Source organism: Streptomyces sp. NPDC002566 (assembly GCF_042889585.1).
Classification (GTDB): domain Bacteria; phylum Actinomycetota; class Actinomycetes; order Streptomycetales; family Streptomycetaceae; genus Streptomyces.
Window position 1 is genome coordinate 650,031 of record NZ_JBIARD010000003.1, and the last position, 17,866, is coordinate 667,896.

At 70.7% G+C, this 17,866-nt stretch carries 15 protein-coding genes and 1 pseudogene; 12 read left to right on the plus strand and 4 right to left on the minus strand.

Annotation, left to right across the window (positions count from 1 at the left end; translation table 11 throughout):
- The first annotated feature begins 101 nt into the window (after positions 1-101).
- The 7 genes from ACFYXA_RS15755 to ACFYXA_RS15785 all read left to right on the plus strand — a co-directional run bounded on the left by ACFYXA_RS15755 (position 102) and on the right by ACFYXA_RS15785 (position 9,334).
- Positions 102-1,073 (plus strand): hypothetical protein, encoded by a 972-nt coding sequence (locus tag ACFYXA_RS15755; RefSeq protein WP_351098670.1) that lies wholly within the window; start codon positions 102-104, stop codon positions 1,071-1,073.
- A gap of 153 nt (positions 1,074-1,226) precedes the next feature.
- Positions 1,227-2,333 carry a multiple monosaccharide ABC transporter substrate-binding protein gene (gene chvE, locus ACFYXA_RS15760; RefSeq protein WP_352244968.1) on the plus strand — a complete coding sequence of 369 codons (1,107 nt, stop codon included), beginning with the start codon at positions 1,227-1,229 and terminating at the stop codon, positions 2,331-2,333.
- Positions 2,334-2,377: 44 nt separating this feature from the next.
- Complete coding sequence (gene mmsA / locus ACFYXA_RS15765) at positions 2,378-3,928, plus strand: multiple monosaccharide ABC transporter ATP-binding protein (protein ID WP_389032839.1); 1,551 nt, start codon at positions 2,378-2,380, stop codon at positions 3,926-3,928.
- Positions 3,925-5,169: a multiple monosaccharide ABC transporter permease gene (mmsB, locus tag ACFYXA_RS15770; protein ID WP_352244969.1), complete on the plus strand. Its 1,245-nt coding sequence runs from the start codon at positions 3,925-3,927 to the stop codon at positions 5,167-5,169. The genes mmsA and mmsB overlap by 4 nt, the downstream gene beginning before the upstream one ends.
- Before the next feature lie 128 nt (positions 5,170-5,297).
- Positions 5,298-6,452: an aldose epimerase family protein gene (locus ACFYXA_RS15775; protein WP_389032843.1), complete on the plus strand. Its 1,155-nt coding sequence runs from the start codon at positions 5,298-5,300 to the stop codon at positions 6,450-6,452.
- A 162-nt stretch (positions 6,453-6,614) separates the two neighbouring features.
- Entirely contained in the window at positions 6,615-8,390 is a 1,776-nt protein-coding gene (locus tag ACFYXA_RS15780) for a pyridoxal phosphate-dependent aminotransferase (RefSeq protein ID WP_389032846.1), read from the plus strand.
- Positions 8,391-8,560: 170 nt separating this feature from the next.
- The gene (locus ACFYXA_RS15785) at positions 8,561-9,334 is read left to right on the plus strand and encodes an intradiol ring-cleavage dioxygenase (protein WP_389032849.1); all 774 of its coding nucleotides are present in this window, start codon (positions 8,561-8,563) and stop codon (positions 9,332-9,334) included.
- A gap of 87 nt (positions 9,335-9,421) precedes the next feature.
- On the opposite strand, the gene ACFYXA_RS15790 is transcribed toward ACFYXA_RS15785, so the two are convergent.
- Positions 9,422-9,913, minus strand: coding sequence for an ATP-binding protein (locus ACFYXA_RS15790; RefSeq protein ID WP_389032852.1), 492 nt, complete (start codon positions 9,911-9,913; stop codon positions 9,422-9,424).
- Between the two features lie 128 nt (positions 9,914-10,041).
- Between ACFYXA_RS15790 and ACFYXA_RS15795 the strand changes: the two genes are divergently transcribed.
- Complete coding sequence (locus tag ACFYXA_RS15795) at positions 10,042-10,887, plus strand: helix-turn-helix transcriptional regulator (protein ID WP_352244974.1); 846 nt, start codon at positions 10,042-10,044, stop codon at positions 10,885-10,887.
- Positions 10,884-11,126: a DUF397 domain-containing protein gene (locus ACFYXA_RS15800; RefSeq protein WP_352244975.1), complete on the plus strand. Its 243-nt coding sequence runs from the start codon at positions 10,884-10,886 to the stop codon at positions 11,124-11,126. Before ACFYXA_RS15795 ends, ACFYXA_RS15800 begins: the two co-directional genes overlap by 4 nt.
- Positions 11,127-11,173: 47 nt before the next feature.
- On the opposite strand, the gene ACFYXA_RS15805 is transcribed toward ACFYXA_RS15800, so the two are convergent.
- From ACFYXA_RS15805 to ACFYXA_RS15815, 3 genes are all read right to left on the minus strand, one after another.
- Entirely contained in the window at positions 11,174-11,821 is a 648-nt protein-coding gene (locus ACFYXA_RS15805) for a DUF4360 domain-containing protein (protein WP_352244976.1), read from the minus strand.
- 209 nt (positions 11,822-12,030) lie between these two features.
- A complete protein-coding gene (locus tag ACFYXA_RS15810) occupies positions 12,031-12,489 on the minus strand; it encodes an Rrf2 family transcriptional regulator (protein ID WP_351098659.1) in 459 nt (152 codons plus the stop codon).
- A 37-nt stretch (positions 12,490-12,526) separates the two neighbouring features.
- Positions 12,527-14,041 (minus strand): alpha-N-arabinofuranosidase, encoded by a 1,515-nt coding sequence (locus tag ACFYXA_RS15815; protein WP_389032857.1) that lies wholly within the window; start codon positions 14,039-14,041, stop codon positions 12,527-12,529.
- 354 nt (positions 14,042-14,395) lie between these two features.
- On the opposite strand from ACFYXA_RS15815, the gene ACFYXA_RS15820 reads away from it, so the two are divergent.
- The 3 genes and pseudogenes from ACFYXA_RS15820 to ACFYXA_RS15830 all read left to right on the plus strand — a co-directional run bounded on the left by ACFYXA_RS15820 (position 14,396) and on the right by ACFYXA_RS15830 (position 17,841).
- On the plus strand, positions 14,396-15,010 hold the full coding sequence (locus ACFYXA_RS15820) for a toxin-antitoxin system, toxin component family protein (protein ID WP_389032860.1): 615 nt from the start codon (positions 14,396-14,398) through the stop codon (positions 15,008-15,010).
- Positions 15,007-16,443: an MAB_1171c family putative transporter gene (locus ACFYXA_RS15825; protein ID WP_389032863.1), complete on the plus strand. Its 1,437-nt coding sequence runs from the start codon at positions 15,007-15,009 to the stop codon at positions 16,441-16,443. The genes ACFYXA_RS15820 and ACFYXA_RS15825 overlap by 4 nt, the downstream gene beginning before the upstream one ends.
- Positions 16,444-16,495: 52 nt before the next feature.
- Positions 16,496-17,841 (plus strand): annotated as a pseudogene (locus tag ACFYXA_RS15830) (NAD(P)/FAD-dependent oxidoreductase).
- Positions 17,842-17,866 lie beyond the last annotated feature (25 nt).

The window sequence follows — 17,866 nt, forward strand, 5'->3', positions numbered from 1 at the left end:
TGCGAAGGCACCTGACGGCCTCCGTACCGGCGTACCCCACCACCCTTTTCCGCCTTGAGCCGCGAACCACGTCCGACATATCGAACACGAAGGACAGCCTTGTGACCACCGACGCTTCCGCCACGGCGGCCCGCCGACCCGGCGAGCCGGCGCTCACCGCGCTCGGTCTGGGCGCGCCCGCGCTCGATCCCGCCGACGCCTCACCGCACACGTTCCCGGGCGGCGGCCGCTGGCGCACCGAGATCCCCTCGTGCGAGGGTCCCGAAGCGCTGGCCGTCGTCCTGAAGGAAGCCTCGCGGCTCGACGTGCCCGTCCACCGCATCAGCCAGGGCAGCGGTGTGTGGATGCTGTCCGACGCCGAGATCACCGAGATGGTCGAGGCGACCGCCGAACGCGACATCGAGCTCTGCCTGTTCACCGGTCCGCGCGGCACCTGGGACATCGGCGGCTCCACCCGGACCGACTCGCGCGGCGCGGGACTGAGAGCCAGAGGCCACGACGCCGTGGCCGGCTGTGTCGAAGACGCCGTGCGGGCCACGGAGTTGGGCGTCAAGTGCCTGCTCGTCGCCGACGAGGGCGTGCTGTGGACGCTGCACCGGGCGCGGCAGGCCGGGATCATCCCGGCGGACACCACGCTCAAGGTGTCGGCGCTGATCGGCCCCGTCAACCCGGCCGCGTACGCGGTGTACGAGCACCTGGGCGCCGACTCGGTCAACGTGCCCAGCGATCTGACGCTCGATCACCTCACCGAGATCCGGCGGGTGTCGGCCGCTCCGATGGACATGTACATCGAGGCGCCGGACGACTTGGGCGGGTACATCCGGATGTACGAGGTCGCCGAGCTGATCCGGCGCGGGGCGCCGCTCTACCTCAAGTTCGGTCTCTCCAAGACCCCGGGCATCTACCCCTACGGGCACCACCTGCGGGAACTGACGCTGTCCACCGCCAAGGAGCGGGTGCGGCGCGGCCGGCTCGCCCTGGACCTGCTCGCGCGCCACGGAGCCGGCGAGGACATGGCTCCGCTGGGGTCGCGACTGCCCGGCGAACTGAAGCGGTTCGAAACGCCCGCATAACGTTCCGGACACACAGCACACAAACGCTTCACACAAGCAGACGCAGCCGAACAGAATCCCACACGCGCGTTTTCTCGGCCCTTCCGGCACCGCCTTCGGGCCCTCCAACTCGCGGGGCCGGGAACCACCCTCACCACATCAAGGATGATGACCATGCGTAACCGCAGAGCCGCACTCACCGCCATAGCCGGAGCCGCGTCCCTCGCCCTCACCCTGTCCGCCTGCGGCCAGAACAGCGAAGGCGGCAGCGAGGAGAAGGCGGGCGACACCAAGGGCGCGACCATCGGCATCGCGATGCCGACCAAGTCCTCCGAGCGGTGGATCTCCGACGGCAAGAACGTCGTCAAGGAGCTCGAGGCCAAGGGCTACAAGACCAAGCTGGTCTACGGCGAGGACAAGCCCGAGCAGCAGGTCTCCCAGATCGAGAACCTGATCGCCCAGGGCGTCAAGGCGCTGATCGTCGCGGCGATCGACAACAAGTCCCTGGACAACGTGCTCCAGCAGGCCAAGGACGCGAAGATCCCGGTCATCTCCTACGACCGCCTGATCCTCAACAGCCCGAACGTCGACTACTACGCGTCGTTCGACAACGAGAAGGTCGGCAAGCTCCAGGCCGACTACATCGCCGACAAGCTCGGCCTGAAGTCGGGCAAGGGCCCCTTCAACATCGAGCTGTTCGCCGGCTCCAACGACGACAACAACACCAAGTACTTCTTCAACGGCGCGATGAGCGTGCTCCAGCCGTACATCGACAGCAAGAAGCTCGTCGTCAAGTCCGGCCAGACGAAGATCACGCAGGTCACGACCCTGCGCTGGGACGGCGCCACCGCCCAGCGCCGCATGGACGACATCCTCTCCAAGTCGTACACGAGCGGGAAGGTCGACGCCGTCCTCTCGCCGTACGACGGCATCTCCATCGGCATCCTGTCCGCCCTGAAGTCCGACGGCTACGGCAGCGCCGCCAAGCCGCTGCCGGTCCTCACCGGCCAGGACGCCGAGCTCGCCTCGGTGAAGTCGATCATCTCCGGCCAGCAGACGCAGACCGTCTACAAGGATCTGCGCCAGCTCGCCAAGGTCGCCGCGAACATGGTCGACGCGTCCCTCAACGGCAAGAAGCCCGAGGTCAACGACACCAAGACCTACGACAACGGCAACAAGGTCGTCCCGGCCTACCTGCTCCAGCCCGTGAGCGTCGACAAGACCAACTACGAGGAGGTCCTGGTCAAGGGCGGCTACTACACCGCCGACCAGCTCAAGTAAGCGCCGACGCCCTTCACACGAAACACGGATTGGAAGGCACGACCATGGCGGGACCCGTCCTGGAAATGCGCTCGATCGTCAAGACCTTTCCCGGCGTCAAAGCGCTGTCGGACGTCACACTGACCGTCCGTCAGGGCGAGGTCCACGCCATCTGCGGAGAGAACGGCGCCGGCAAGTCGACCCTGATGAAGGTCCTCTCCGGCGTCCACCCGCACGGCACCTACGAGGGGGAGATCCTCTTCGAGGGAGAGCTCTGCCGCTTCAAGGACATCCGGGCGAGCGAGCAGCGCGGCATCGTCATCATCCACCAGGAGCTGGCGCTGGTGCCGTACCTCTCCCTCGCGGAGAACATCTTCCTCGGCAACGAGCACGCCAAGCGCGGGCTCATCGACTGGAGGGAGACCCTGCGCCACGCCTCCGAGCTGCTGCGCCGGGTCGGCCTGAGCGACCACCCCGAGACCCGCGTCGCCGACATCGGCGTGGGCAAGCAGCAGCTCGTGGAGATCGCGAAGGCCCTGTCGAAGGAGGTGAAGCTGCTCATCCTCGACGAGCCGACCGCGGCCCTGAACGACGAGGACAGCGGCAAACTCCTCGACCTGATCCTTGAGTTGAAGAACCAGGGCATCACCTCGATCATCATCTCCCACAAGCTCAACGAGATCCGCCGGGTCGCCGACTCGGTGACGATCATCCGCGACGGGAAGTCCATCGAGACCCTGGACGTCAAGGCCGAGGAGACCAGCGAGGACCGGATCATCTCCGGCATGGTCGGCCGCGACCTCGACAACCGCTTCCCCGAGCGCACCCCGCACGAGCCGGAGGCCGGCGCGGCGCCCGCGCTGGAGATCCGCAACTGGACCGTGCACCACCCGATCGACCAGCAGCGCAAGGTCGTCGACGACGTGTCGATCGACGTGCGGCGCGGGGAGATCGTCGGCATCGCGGGACTGATGGGCGCCGGCCGCACCGAACTCGCCATGAGCGTCTTCGGCCGGTCCTACGGCCGGCACGCGGGCGGCACCGTCCTCAAGGACGGCAAGGAGATCCGCACCAAGTCCGTCGCGGAGGCGATCGGGCACGGCATCGCCTACGTCACCGAGGACCGCAAGCACTACGGCCTCAACCTCATCGACACCATCAACCGGAACATCTCGCTGACCGCCCTGGACAAGGTCGCCAAGCGGGGCGTGGTCGACGAGCACGAGGAACGGCAGGTGGCCGAGCGCTACCGCAAGTCGATGAACATCAAGGCGCCGACCGTCTTCGAGCCGGTGGGCAAGCTGTCCGGCGGCAACCAGCAGAAGGTCGTCCTCAGCAAGTGGATCTTCACGGGTCCGGACGTGCTGATCCTTGACGAGCCCACGCGCGGCATCGACGTCGGCGCCAAGTACGAGATCTACACGGTCATCGACAAGCTGGCCGCGGAAGGGAAGGCGGTCGTCTTCATCTCCTCCGAGCTGCCGGAGCTGCTCGGTATGTGCGACCGCATCTACACCATGGCCGCAGGGCGGTTGACGGGTGAGTTCCCGCGTGCCGAGGCCACGCAGGAATCGCTGATGCGTCAGATGACGAAGGACAAAGAGGTAACCCGATGAGCACGGAAGTGACCGCCAAGAGCCCGGCCCCCGCGCCGCCCGGCAAGAGCGGGGACGCGGCGGGCGGGAACCTGCTCCAGCTGGTGCTGGACGGCCTGCGCCGCAACATGCGTCAGTACGGCATGCTGATCGCGCTCGGCCTGATCGTGGCGCTGTTCGGCGTGTGGACCGACGGCGGACTGCTGACGCCGCACAACATCTCCAACCTGGTGCTGCAGAACAGCTACGTCCTGATCCTCGCGATCGGCATGATGCTGGTCATCATCGCGGGCCACATCGACCTGTCGGTCGGCTCGCTGACCGCGTTCGTCGGGGCCTTCGCGGCCGTGCTGACCGTGCAGCACGACGTGGCGTGGCCCGTCGCCGTCGCCCTCTGCCTGCTGGCGGGGGCCGTGGCGGGCGCGGTGCAGGGCTTCTTCATCGCCTACCTCGGCATACCCTCCTTCATCGTCACCCTCGCCGGGATGCTGACCTTCCGCGGCGTCACCGAGATCCTTCTGGAGGGGCAGACCCTCGGCCCGTTCCCCCTCGGACTGCAGAAGATCGGCAACGGCTTCCTCCCGGAGGTCGGCCCGGAGACCAACTACCACAACATCACCCTGCTCCTCGGCATCGTGCTGATCGCCTTCGTGGTCATGCAGGAGGTCCGGGACCGCAAGCGTCAGCGGGAGTTCTCCCTCGACGTGCCGCCGACCAACCTCTTCCTGCTCAAGCTCGTCGCGATCGCCTCCGCGCTGCTCGTCGTCACCATGCTGCTCGCCAGCTGGAAGGGCGCGCCGATCATCCTGCTGATCCTGGGCGCGCTGGTGGTCGGGTACGGCTACCTCATGCGCAACTCCATCTTCGGACGTCACATCTACGCCATCGGCGGCAACCTGCCGGCGGCCAAGCTGTCCGGCGTCAAGGACAAGAAGGTCACCTTCCTGGTCTTCCTGAACATGGGCGTGCTCGCGGCCCTGGCTGGTCTGGCGATCGCCGCCCGCCTCAACGCGGCCTCTCCGAAGGCGGGCCTGAACTACGAACTCGAGGCGATCGCCTCGGCGTTCATCGGTGGCGCGTCCATGAGCGGCGGTGTGGGCACCGTCCTCGGCGCGATCATCGGCGGTCTCGTCCTCGGCGTGCTGAACAACGGCATGAACCTCCTCAGCGTCGGCACCGACTGGCAGCAGGTCATCAAGGGCCTCGCCCTGCTGGTCGCCGTCGGGTTCGACGTGTGGAACAAGCGCAAGTCCGGTTCGTAAGCAAGCGCTCCGCCGGGAAGGCCGTACGACGCTGCGGGCCGCACATGGCCGGTAGCGCGGTCCCCCGCGCCCTGCACAGGGCGCGGGGCCCGGCGGGCGCCTCCAACTCCCCTCTCTGGAGCCGCTAGATGGAACTGAACAGACGCACGGTCATCGCGGGCGCCGCTGCGGCGGGCATCGCCGCCACCGCCCTCGGGGGCGTCGCCGAGGCCTCCACCTCCGGCGGCAAGAAGCCGACGAAGAAGCTCTTCGGCACGCTCGCCGACGGCACCGAGGTCCACCTGTGGTCGCTGGCCAACGGCGGGACGCGGCTGAAGGTCCTGGACTACGGCGGCATCGTCCAGTCCCTGGAGATCCCCGACCGTCGCGGCCGCTACGCCAACGTCTCCCTGGGCTTCGACAACATCGAGGACTACGTCGCCAAGTCCCCCTACTTCGGCGCGCTGATCGGCCGCTTCGGCAACCGCATCGGCAAGGGGCAGTTCACCCTCGACGGCAAGGCCTACCAGGTCGACGTCAACGACGGCGCGAACAGCCTGCACGGCGGTTCCAAGGGCTTCGACAAGCACGTGTGGAGCGTCGAGCCGTTCGCCAAGGGCTCCGACGTCGGCCTGCACCTGCGGTACACCAGCGCCGACGGCGAGATGGGCTACCCGGGCACGCTGAAGGTCAAGGTCACCTACACCCTCACCCGGCACGGCGACTGGCGCATCGACTACGAGGCCACCACCGACAAGGCCACCGTCGTCAACCTCACCAACCACGTCTACTGGAACCTCGCCGGCGAGTCCAGCGGCACCATCTACGACCACGAGCTGGAGATCGACGCCGCCCGCTACACGCCCGTCGACTCGGGCCTGATCCCCACCGGCGAGCTGGCGAGGGTCGCGGGCACCCCCTTCGACTTCCGCCGCGCCAAGACCGTCGGCAAGGACATCCGCGTCGCCCACCAGCAACTGCTGTACGGCCAGGGCCTCGACCACAACTGGGTCCTCGACAAGGGCATCACTTCCCGGCCGGCGCCCGTCGCCACCCTGCGCGACCCGTCCTCGGGCCGCACCCTGACGGTCTCCACCACCGAGCCCGGCCTGCAGTTCTACTCCGGGAACTTCCTGGACGGCACGCTCGTCGGAAGCGGCGGGACCGTCTACCGCCAGGGCGACGGCATGTGCCTGGAGACGCAGCACTTCCCGGACTCGCCGAACAAGCCGAACTTCCCGTCGACCGTGCTGCGGCCCGGCCAGACGTACCGGTCGACGACGGTCCACTCCTTCGACTGCTGACGTCTCCTCAGCGGTGGGGCGCAACTGACACCCGCTTCTCGGCGGTTGAACAGTTGCGCCCCGGCCTGCGTATGTAGGGACGGCCCGTGCTCCCCCGCGCGGGCCACCCAGATGACGACGGGCCCGGTCGTCCCCACCGGGCCCGCCCCATACGGAGGTTCCATGGCCGACAACGTCACCTCGTTGTTCCGCAGCACCGCGGCGCACAGCCCGTCGATGGCGGCGCTGACCCGCGAGGGCGGCGACGGGGGCGGGCCGGTGGACTTCTGCATCCCCTGCAATCCCTACTTCCCCACCCCGCAGATGTTCGACGAGATGTCGAACCGGCTGCGGGACATCATCACGTACTACCCGAGCAGCGCCGACACCATCACCGCCGAGCTGTGCAACCTGCTCGGACTCCCGCCGCAGGCCGTCGCCATGGGCAACGGCTCCACCGAGCTGATCACCTGGATCGACCACCTGCTGGTCCGCGAGTCCCTCGCGGTGCCCGTCCCCACCTTCGGCCGCTGGACCGACCAGCCGATGGAGACCGGCAAGCGGGTCGACATGTTCCCGCTCCAGGAGTCCAGCGGTTTCGCCCTCGACCTCGCGCAGTACGCCGAGTTCATCCGCACCCGCGGCACCCGGGTCGCCGTCATCTGCAACCCGAACAACCCCGACGGCGGGTTCCTGCACAAGCACTCGCTGGTGCAGTTCATGGACGCGATGGCCGACCTGGACCTGATCGTCATCGACGAGTCGTTCCTGGAGTTCGCCGACGCCGAGGCCGAGCCGAGCGTGGTGCAGGAGGCCATGCTGCGGCCCAACGTCGTCGTGCTGCGCAGCCTCGGCAAGAACTTCGGCCTGCACGGCATCCGCTTCGGCTACCTGGTCGCGAACCCGGCGCTGGCCGGGCGGGTCCGCTCCATGCTGCCCAAGTGGAACCTCAACTCCTTCGCCGAGCACGTGGTGTTCATGCTGAAGGAGCACGGCCCCGAGTACGCGCAGAGCCTGATGCAGGTGCGCCGGGACCGTCTGGAGATGGCCAGCCAGCTCTCCGCGCTGCCCGGCCTGACCGTCTACCCCTCGCAGGGGAACTTCCTCTTCGTGCGCCTCCCCGTCGGCGCCGAGGGCACCGTGGTCCGCGACCGGCTGCTCACCGAGCACCGGATCCTGGTCCGCGAGTGCGGCAACAAGATCGGCTCCTCCAGCCGCTTCCTGAGGCTCGTGGTGCGCCCCCAGGTCGACGTGCGTCGCCTGGTGTCCGGCCTGGAACAGGTGCTCTACGGGAACAGGAGGGGAGCCGCCGTGCCCGAGCTGGGCGCCGGGACCAGCTACAGCTCGGGCACGGCGGCCGTGGATCGGCTGGTGGGAGCTACCAACGGGGCCGGCATGCCGGGCCTTGCCGCTCAGGCCATGGGCGCCGGTGCGCCGGGGCTCCCCCCCGCCCCGGCCGCCGCCGCCGGCATGTCGGCCCCGACCCCCTCCGACGGCTCCGGGGTGCCGCTGCCGGCGGCGGCCCAGATCTTCCCCCAGTCGATACCGGCACCCCAGCCGCCCGCCCCGGCCCCGGCCCCCGCCCCGCCGATGGCGCCCGCGATGGCACCGGCCGCCATGGCCCCGCCGATGGCGCCCGTGCCGCCGCAGATGGCCCCGCCGCCGATGGCGCCGGCCGCGATGGCTCCCGCGGCGATGGCTCCCGCGGCGATGTCCCCGGCTGCCATGACCCCCGCGGCGATGGCCCCGCCGCCGGCCCCTGCCCCGGCCCCCGCTCCGGCGATGACGCCGGCCGCGGCTCCCATGACCTCCGGCCAGACCCCTCCGGGCGTCCCGGCCCGAGGCGGCCTGACCGCCGCCCAGGTCCGCGGCACCAACGGCCTCTCCCCGGCGGCGGCCACCGGCTGGCCCAACGCCCAGAGCTGGCCGAACGCGGCGGGAATGGGCCAGGCGGGCTGACCCCCGCCGAGCTGACGCGACGGAGCCCCCGGCCGACGGGTTGTCGGCCGGGGGCTTCGCCGTGTTCCGGGCCGCGGGTGCTTCGACGCGGCCCGGAAGCGACTTGACGGGGCGGCGCTTTGCCGAACTGACAGGTGCCTGACAGGAAGGCTCCCTAACATGCCGTGTTCATGACAGATACCTCTTCGAGCAACTCGGAAAGCCGTATCCCCGTCGCGCGTCGCACGGTGCTGGTCGCCGGCGGCGCCACCGCCGCCGCCCTGGCCGTGGGAGGCGCCGCCTCGGCCGGCGCCCTCGACGGCACCCGCCAGGACACCGCCGCCGCTGCCGTGTGCACGCTCACGCGGGAGATGACCGAAGGCCCCTACTACCTCGACGGGCAGTACGTCCGCGCCGACATCAGCGAGGGCAAGCCCGGCGTCCCGCTGAAGCTGACCCTCACCGTCGTCGACGACGACACCTGCGCCCCGCTGCGAGGCGCCCTCGTCGAGCTCTGGCACGCCGACGCCCTCGGCGAGTACTCGGGCTTCGTCGGGAACAACGGGCACAGCGAGCCCGACAACGGCACCTTCCTGCGCGGCGGCGTGCTCACGAACTCCGCCGGGGTCGCGACGATCACGTCCGTCTACCCCGGCTGGTACCGGGGCCGCTGCATCCACATCCACGTCAAGGTCCACACGGGCGTCACCCTGACCTCCGACGGCCACTTCACCGGCGGCCGGGAGATCCACACCGGCCAGCTCTTCTTCAGCGAGAGCGTCACCACCCGGGTCGCCACGGTCTCCCCGTACTCCACCAACCGCGTCACCCGGACCACCCTCGCCCAGGACTCCATCTACGACGGCGGCGGCGCGGCCTCCGGACTGCTCACCCTGTCCGCGCTGGGGAGTTCACCCTCCGCCGGCTACGCGGGCACCCTCACCCTCGGCGTCGAGACCGGCTGACCGCGGTGAGAGCTTGAGTCGCTGACTGGGCGTCAATGAAGGGGCGCCGGCGCCCAGTCGCGCGATCCTGCCGCCTCCGGCGGCCGCTCACGCCGGGCATCTTTTGACGATGCCCAGCCATCCCGGCACGTCGACCTCCGCGCGCACCGTCTTCCCCGGCGGCGGCTCGCGGTCCACCACCTCCCAGCGGGCCGCCAGCGCGTGCACCAGCACCAGCCCCCGGCCACCCTCCTCCAGCGGCAGCGGCTCCCGTACGGCACCCGGTCCCGGCGGAAGCGGCGGCTCGGCCCGGGTGTCGCTCACCTCGACGCGGACGCTCCCCGCGACGAGCGACAGCCGCAACTCGAAGTCCCGGCCCGGCACCCGGCCGTGGGTCACCGCGTTCGCCGCCAGCTCGGCCACGATCACGGCGACCGCGTCCGACACGTCCGTGCCGTGCGGGATGCCCCACGCGTCGAGCTGGTTCAGCGCCAGGTGCCTGGCCAGCCGCGCCCCGCGCGGCGTCGGGCTCAGACGCTGCGTGAACGCACGTACGGTGACCGGCAGTCGGGTCGGTTGAGGGGTGGAGCGTGCAGTCATGCGGCCAATCTGGCGTGAGTGGGGCCCACTTCTCCAGCGACGTGCCGCGTACGCTCGCGCAGCGTACGCGGTCACTCACTGGACAGTACCGGTGACGCCGCGTGACCATGGCGTGAGGGAGGTGGCCGATGGTGGTCGACGGACGGGTGGGTGCGGGCGGCAGCGGTGAGCCGGAGTCCTCGGACAGTCTGCGGACGTTCGGGGCGGTCGTCCAGGCTCTGCGCGAGTTCCACGGACTGAGCAGGGAGGAGTTCGGGAACCTGGTCGGGTTCTCCAAACACACGGTCGCCTCCGTGGAGTTGGGCAGGCGCATGCCGGACGTCGACTTCGTCGAGGCGGCGGAGGCGGTACTGGGCAACACGGGGGCACTGCGGAAGGCCGCCGTGCACCTGGTGCGGCAGGTGGGGCTGGCGGCGTGGTTCCGGGAGTGGGCCCGGCTGGAGAAGACGGCGATCACTCTCTATACGTACGAGTGCCGCATGATTCCTGGGTTGTTGCAGACGGAGGCGTACGCGCGCACGCTGTTCACGCAGCAGCTTCCACCTCTTGACGACGATCAGATCGAGATGCAGTGGCAGGCTCGCGCAGCCCGGCAGCAACTGCTGCGGAACCGGCCCAACACGGCGTTCAGCTTCATCCTGGAAGAGCACCTGCTACGGCGGCGCACGGGCGGCGTGGAGGTCATGCGCGGGCTCATCGATCACCTGCTGACCGTCGGGGAGCTGCGCAACGTCGAGATGCAGGTCATGCCGACGGTCCGGGAGTCGCATGCGGGGCTGGACGGGGCCGTTCAACTGCTGGAGACACCGGCGAACAAGTGGTACGCCTACTGCGAAGGACAGCGGGGCGGTCTGCTCGTTTCCGACCCGAAAGAGGTCAGCATCTTGCACATGCGCTATGCCAGGATGCGTTCACAGGCTCTCACCCCGGAAGACTCCACGAGCCTGTTGCGGCAGATGCGAGGAGACCTATGAGCGCGTCCGAACTGGCCTGGTTCAAGAGCAGCTACAGCAGCGGCGGCGACGGAGACTGCGTCGAAGTCGCCCTCTCCTGGCGCAAGTCCAGCTACAGCAGCAGCGCATCCGGCGACTGCGTCGAGGTCGCCACCCCGCCGGGGCACGTCCACGTCCGTGACAGCAAGGACAAGCGCGGGCCCCAGCTCGCCCTCTCCCCCACCGCCTGGGCCGACTTCGTCGCGTACGCCGCGCGGTGACCGTCGGGGCCGTCCGTGCCGGTAGGCGACGGGCGGCCCCTGCCGGGTCACTTGCCGGGGCACTGCTTCCACGCCATGTGGTACGTAGTGCTGATGTCGCCGTCCGTCGAGTCCATGGTCATGAAGCTGACCTTGCCCGGCGAGGAAGTGCCCGCGTTCACGCGCAGCTCCGTGTTGATGTTGAAGTTGCGCTGGACGCCGCAGGGCGCGTAGACGAGCTGGGCCCAGTCCGTGACGTCGGTGGCCTGCCAGTTGTCGTTGTAGGCGCCGTTGAGGTTGTGGTTCTTGAAGACGGTGCTGGGCGAGCCCTGGAAGTAGTAGGAGGCCCGCTGGACGGCCGTCGCGCCGGGCTGGAGCGAGGCGAAGCCCCGGTAGTCCGCGCTGGCGATCGCGTAGGTGAAGCCCTGCGGGACGTGCACCTTCAGGTTGAGCTGACAGTTCTTGCGGAACGCCGTGGGGTCGGAGTTGCCGCCGACCTGCGCCAGGTAGTCGCTGTAGGTCACCGTGAAGGCGGTGTTGTCGGCGGAGACGGCCACGGCGGCGGTGCCGGCGGGGCAGCCGGAGCCGTTCACCGTGGCGATGGTGATCACGATCTTGTCCGGGGGCGGGTTGTCGAAGGACGACGGGCTGTGCGCCGGCACGGCGGCGGTGACGAGAGCGGCGACCGCGCCGCCCAGGAGCAGGCCACTAGCCATGGTCTCTCCCCTTCTTCGGGATCGGTGGGGGGTGGATGCGCCGGGCCCCTCCACAGGCGAACTCTGTGAAGAACGAGTGGAGTTGCTGTGAAGCGGCGAGGCGATCGCATCGTAAGGAGCCGCTCGGGACGCGGACAGACCGATCTCCGGCCATTCACGCCGACCGGTTCACATACCCCTCCGGTTCACGGGCCGGGCCCGCCGGGGCCTTACGGGTTCTCCCATGCCGCCGGTTCCGCCGCCAGTTCGCGCACGGGCTCCGGGAGGGCGCCGGCCGCGATGTCGGCGACCGTGACGCCCTCCAGGATCTTGCGGACGTTGGCGCGCAGCGCGATCCACAGGGGCAGCAGGGGCTCGGCGGTGCCCGTGTAGGTGAGGCCGGTGGGCCGTTCGCCGCGGACCGAGACGATCGGGCCGTCCACCGCCCTGATGACGTCCGCGACGGTGATGCTGCCCGGCTCGCGCGCCAGCCGGTAGCCGCCGCCACCGCCGCGCCGGCTCTCCACGATCCCGCCGCGCCTCAGGTCGCCGAGGATCCCCTCCAGGAACTTGTGCGGGATGCCCTGGGCGTCGGAGACGGCCTCCGCCTTCACCGGGTCGCCGCCCTGCCGTACGGCCAGTTCGAGTACCGCCCGTACCGCGTAGTCAGCCCGTGCCGAGATCCTCATACGCCCATTGTGCGGCCGCCTGTCGCCCCGGAACGGATCACGCCAGGCGGATCACGTTCCACGAGAGCGGCTCCAGCGTCGCCGTGAGCGTCCCGTCGGAGAGCGTGGTGCCCTCGGCGGCGTGCGGGGCGACCCGCTCCGGGTCGTCGAGGGTGTTGCGGGCGTCCGGGTCGGCGTCCGCGAGCACGCTGTGCTCGACGATCCGTGTGACGCCGAGGCCGTTCAGCGCCACCTCCAGCGGCAGGGCCTCCGTACGGCTGCGGTTGACCGCGAACACCGTGAGCGTGCCGTCCTCCGCGCGCACGGCGGTGGCGTGCAGCAGGTCCGTCTCGCCGTACTTCTTCGTCTCGTGCGTCGGCGAGTCCACGCGCACGTCGAGGACCTCGCCGCGGCCGTGCCGGGACGCCTGGGCGAAGGGGAAGAACGTCGTCTGCCGCCAGGCCGGGCCGCCCGGCTCGGTCATGATCGGGGCGATGACGTTGACGAGCTGGGCGAGGCAGGCGACCGTCACCCGGTCGGCGTGCCGCAGCAGGGCGATGAGCAGCGAGCCGAAGACGACCGCGTCCATGACGCTGTAGTTGTCCTCCAGGAGGCGGGGGGCCTCCGGCCAGTCGCGCTGTTCGATGCCCTTGGCGTGCTCCTCCCACCGGGGCAGGTACCAGACGTTCCACTCGTCGAAGGAGAGGTTGATCCGCTTCTTCGACTTCAGCCGCGCGCCCACGTGGTCGGCGGTCGCGACGACGTTGGCGATGAAGGACTCCATGTCGACGGCGGAGGCGAGGAAGGAGTCGAGGTCTCCGTCCTCGGGCCAGTAGTAGGCGTGCAGGGAGATGTAGTCGACGAGGTCGTACGTCTCCTTCAGGACGGTCGCCTCCCACTCGGCGAACGTCGGCATGCTCTGGCTGGAGGAGCCGCAGGCGACCAGCTCCACGGACGGGTCGATCTGGCGCATCGCGCGGGCCGTCTCGGCGGCGACGCGGCCGTACTCCTCGGCCGTCTTGTGGCCGGTCTGCCAGGGGCCGTCCATCTCGTTGCCGAGGCACCACAGCCTGATGCCGAAGGGGTCCTTGTCGCCGTGGGAGACACGGAGGTCGGACAGGGCGGTGCCCTCCGCGTGGTTGGCGTACTCCTGGAGTTCCAGGGCCTCGGTGACGCCTCGGGTGCCGAGGTTGACGGCCATCATGGGTTCGGCCTGGGGGCCGATCTTGCGGAGGAAGGCGATGTACTCGGACAGGCCGAAGCGGTTGGTCTCGGTGGAGTGCCAGGCGAGGTCGAGCCGGCGGGGGCGGTCCTCGGCGGGGCCCACCGAGTCCTCCCACTTGTAGCCGGAGACGAAGTTGCCCCCGGGGTAGCGGACGGCGGTGACGCCCAGTTCGCGGACCAGGTCGAGGACGTCGGCGCGGATGCCGTCCTCGTCGGCCGTGGGGTGGCCCGGTTCGTAGATGCCGGTGTAGACGCAGCGGCCGAGGTGCTCGACGAAGGAGCCGAAGAGCCGGGGGTCGACCCGGCCGACGGTGAAGGCGGGGTCCAGGGCGAGGCGGGCGGTTCTCATGGGCGCCTTTCGGATGTCGTCCGGTGACTCGTGTTCGGGGCCTCGCGACGGGGGTTTGTGTTCGGTATGTCGGAGGCCGCTCGTGACGTCGAACAGGAACGAACAAAAACGTAAGATCGGAGCGGTTCGCGCGTCAATGGGGCGGTGGACGGCGGCGGCCTCCGGCGAGGATTCGCCCCGGGTTCCGCGCGGGCCTTCGATGGACCTTCGGCGGTCTTTCGCCGAGTCTTTCGGCGGGTCTCCGGTGGGTCTTCGGCGGATCTTCGGCAGGTCTTCCGGCAAGGCTTGACGCCGCGTGCTTCCGGCCGCGTAGCCTCGAACAGGTTGCCGCACGGCGGCCGGGAGGGGGACGCGATGGACATCGCGGGCGCGCGTGCCAGGGTGGCCCACATCGCCTCGGCGCTGCGGCGCGGCGGGAACGGTCCGGCGATGCGTGAGCTGGCCGGCGTCCTGTCCACCGCGCTGCGGACCCGGCCCCGCCCCCCGCACGGCGTGCCGGAGGTGTTCGGGGCGCTGTGCGAGGAGATGACCGCGGTGCGCGGCGGACGGCGCGTCGAGCTGCGGTTCGAGCGGTTCCCCGACGAGTTCCAGGTGACCGGGCTGTGGGTGGAGTTCCAGGACTTCGACCTCGTCATCGTCGAGGAACGGGCCGAGGCCGTGCAGCAACTGGTCATCCTCGGCCATGAGTTGTGGCACCTGCACGCGGGGCACCGGCATCACCACCACGGTGTCGACACGGCCGCCGCGCACGTCTTCGCCGGGCGGTCCGGCCGGGACGACATCGCCCTGGCCGTCGCGGCCCGCAACGGCTCCCGGCGGCGGGACGAGTCGGAGGCCGACGAGTTCGGGCACCGGCTCGCGGCTGCCCTGCGGCCGTACCTGAGCGGACCCGGCGGCGACCCGTCGTCGTCACTGACGCCGGTGCAGCGGTCGATGGGCTACCGGGGGCGCAGAGGGACGGCGCGGTGACGGCACCCGCGCCCGGCGCCCTCGCCGCGGAACACTTCCTCAGCGGGCTGTACGTGTCCTTCTGGCTGCCGACCGTCGTCCTCGCCGCCGCCCTGGCGATCAAGCTGCCCAGCATCCTCAAGCTGTGGCGGGACCCGCTGCTGCGGGCCGTCGGCGGGCTGCTGGTGTTCGCCTGCGCGGTGTTCGTCTTCGCCGCCCCCAAGACGATCGCCTGGACCAACCGGGTCACCGGCGTGCCCAACATCGCCGCCCCCTGGGTGTACTCGCTGCTGACCGCGCTCTCCGCGTCCTGGCTGCTGCTGATCATCGCCTGGCGCAACGGCCGCGCCGAGCGCTCGGCGGCCACCCGGCGCGCGACCCGGTGGGTGGTCTCCGTGTACGCGGGGGTGGTCGTCGCGCTGTGGGTGCTGTTCGCGCTCGCCGACGTGCCCGTGGAGCAGATCCGGGACCTGGACACCTACTACGCCGGTACGCCGTTCATGCGCGAGGAGATCCTGCTCTACCTCACCGCGCACACCGTGGCCTGCTCGATCACCGCCCGGCTGATCTGGAACTGGATCCGCACCGACGGCCTCGACGCCTGGCTGCGCTGGGGACTGCGCTTCCTGGGCGTCGGCTATGCGACGAACCTGCTGTTCAGCGCGGCCAAGTTCACCGCCGTGGCGGCCCGTTGGACCGGTCACGACCTGGACTGGCTCAACACGAACGTGGCCCCGTCGGCCGCCTGCGTCGCCGCCACCTTCGTCGCGGTCGGCTTCATCGTCCCGCACGCCGGCCAGTACCTCCAGGAGCGCTGGCTGGTGCGGCGGCGGCACCGGGACCTGCGGCCGCTGTCCCGGCTGATGCGGGAGGTCACCGGCGACCGCGAGCCGCTCGCGCTGCGTGCCACGCCGGAGTTGCGGCTGATCCGCCGTGAGACGTTCATCCGCGACGCGCTGCTTCCGCTGTCCCGGCGGCTCGACGAGGGGCTGCGCGGGCGGGCCTACGAGGCTGCCCTCGCGCTCGGCCACGACCGGGGGCGGGCGCAGGCGCTCGCGGCGGCGGTGGCGCTGCTGGACGCGGTCGAGGCGGGCGGGGGGCGGGGCGGGGCGGCTGTCTCCGGCGAGGCGTCCGGTGCCGGCGGGGCATCCCGTGCCGGCGGGGCGGCTGTCGCCGGTGAGGCTTCCGGCTCCGGCGAGGCGGCTGTCGCCGGTAAGGCATCCGGCTCCGGTGAGACGTCCCGCGTCGGCGAGGCTTCCGGCGCCGGTGAGGCCGCTCGTGACACGTCGGCTCGTGGCGCGTCTCCCGACGCGGGTGCCGACGCCACCCCTGACACCACTTACCTGCTGCGCGAGATCCAGGCCGTGGCCCGGGCGTTGCGCAGCACCGACGACATCAACGCGGTGCGCGTCCACGCCGCCGCCCCGGCAGAGAGCGTGTCCGCGCATGACTGACCCGTCCCACCCCGCCAGAACCGCCGTGGTCCTGGGGGGCTCCCACACCGGCATGCTCGCGGCGCGGGCCCTGGCCGAGTTCGCCGAACGGGTCGTGGTCGTCGAGCGTGACGCGCTGCCCGAGAGACCCGAGCCCCGCAAGGGGCTGCCCCAGGCGCGGCACGCGCACATGCTGTGGTCGGGCGGGGTGCGGGCCCTGGAGGAGTTGCTGCCGGGGATCACGGCGGCGCTGCGGGAGGCGGGCGCGCGGCGGGCTCCCGTCACCACGGACATGGTCGCTCTGTCGCCGCGGGGGTGGTTCCGGCGGTGGGAGGAGTCCCACCATGTGATCCTCGCCGGGCGGGACCTGCTGGACGCGACGGTCCGCGCGCGGGTCCTCGCCGACCCCCGGGTGGAGGTGCTGGCGGGGGCGGAGGCGTCGGGGCTGGAGGGCACGGCGTCCGCGGTAACCGGGGTGCGGGTGCGGACCGCCGACGGGAGTGAGCGGGTCGTCGGTGCGGGGATGGTCGTCGACGCGACGGGGCGCGGCTCGCGTGCGGCGCGCTGGCTGACGTCGCTGGGGCTGCCGGAGGTGGAACGGCGGGAGATGGACGCCGGGTTGGCGTACGCGAGCCGGCTCTACCTCGCGCCCGAGCACGCGCGGTCCGGCTTCCCCGTCGTCAACGTGCAGCTCGATCCGCGGGCCGGGGGGCCGGGGCGGTCGGGGTTCCTGCTGCCCATCGAGGACGGGCGGTGGATGGTCACGCTCGCGGGCACGCGGGGTGCTGAACCCACGTCGTCCGCCGAGGAGTTCGTTCCCTTCGCACGGGACGGTCTGCGACACCCGCTGATCGGGCGGCTGCTGGAGCGTGCCGAGCCGCTGAGCGAGGTGTCCGTGACCCGGGCGACGGCCAACCGCCGCCACTTCTACGAGCGGATGCGGGCGTGGCCCGACAACTTCGCCGTCCTCGGCGACGCGTTGGCCGCGTTCAACCCGGTGTACGGGCACGGGCTCGCCGTGAGCGCCCAAAGCGCCCTGCTGCTGCGTGATTTGACCAGACGTCACGGATGGGGGCGGCCGGACTCTCGCGGCGGGTGCAGAAGGCGGTGGCCCGGCCGGTGGGCGCGGCGTGGGATCTGGCGATCGGGCAGGACGTGTTCTACCCGGGCGCGGTCGACGGCGGGCCCGGGCTGCGGGACCGGCTGGTGGCGGCGTACGTGAACCGGCTGATGCACACGGCGACGGGCAACGGCCGGATCGCGCGGCGGGTGACGGATGTGACGTCGCTGGAGCGGGGGGCGGCGGTGCTGCTGTCGCCGGCGGTGCTGGTGGGGGCGGCGGCGGGCCCGCTGCTGCCCCCACTGGCGGGGCCGCCGCTGACGGGGGACGAGATCAAGCGGGCGGGGCTGGAGGACTGAGCTCGGCCGCGGGGGCCGGCTCGTC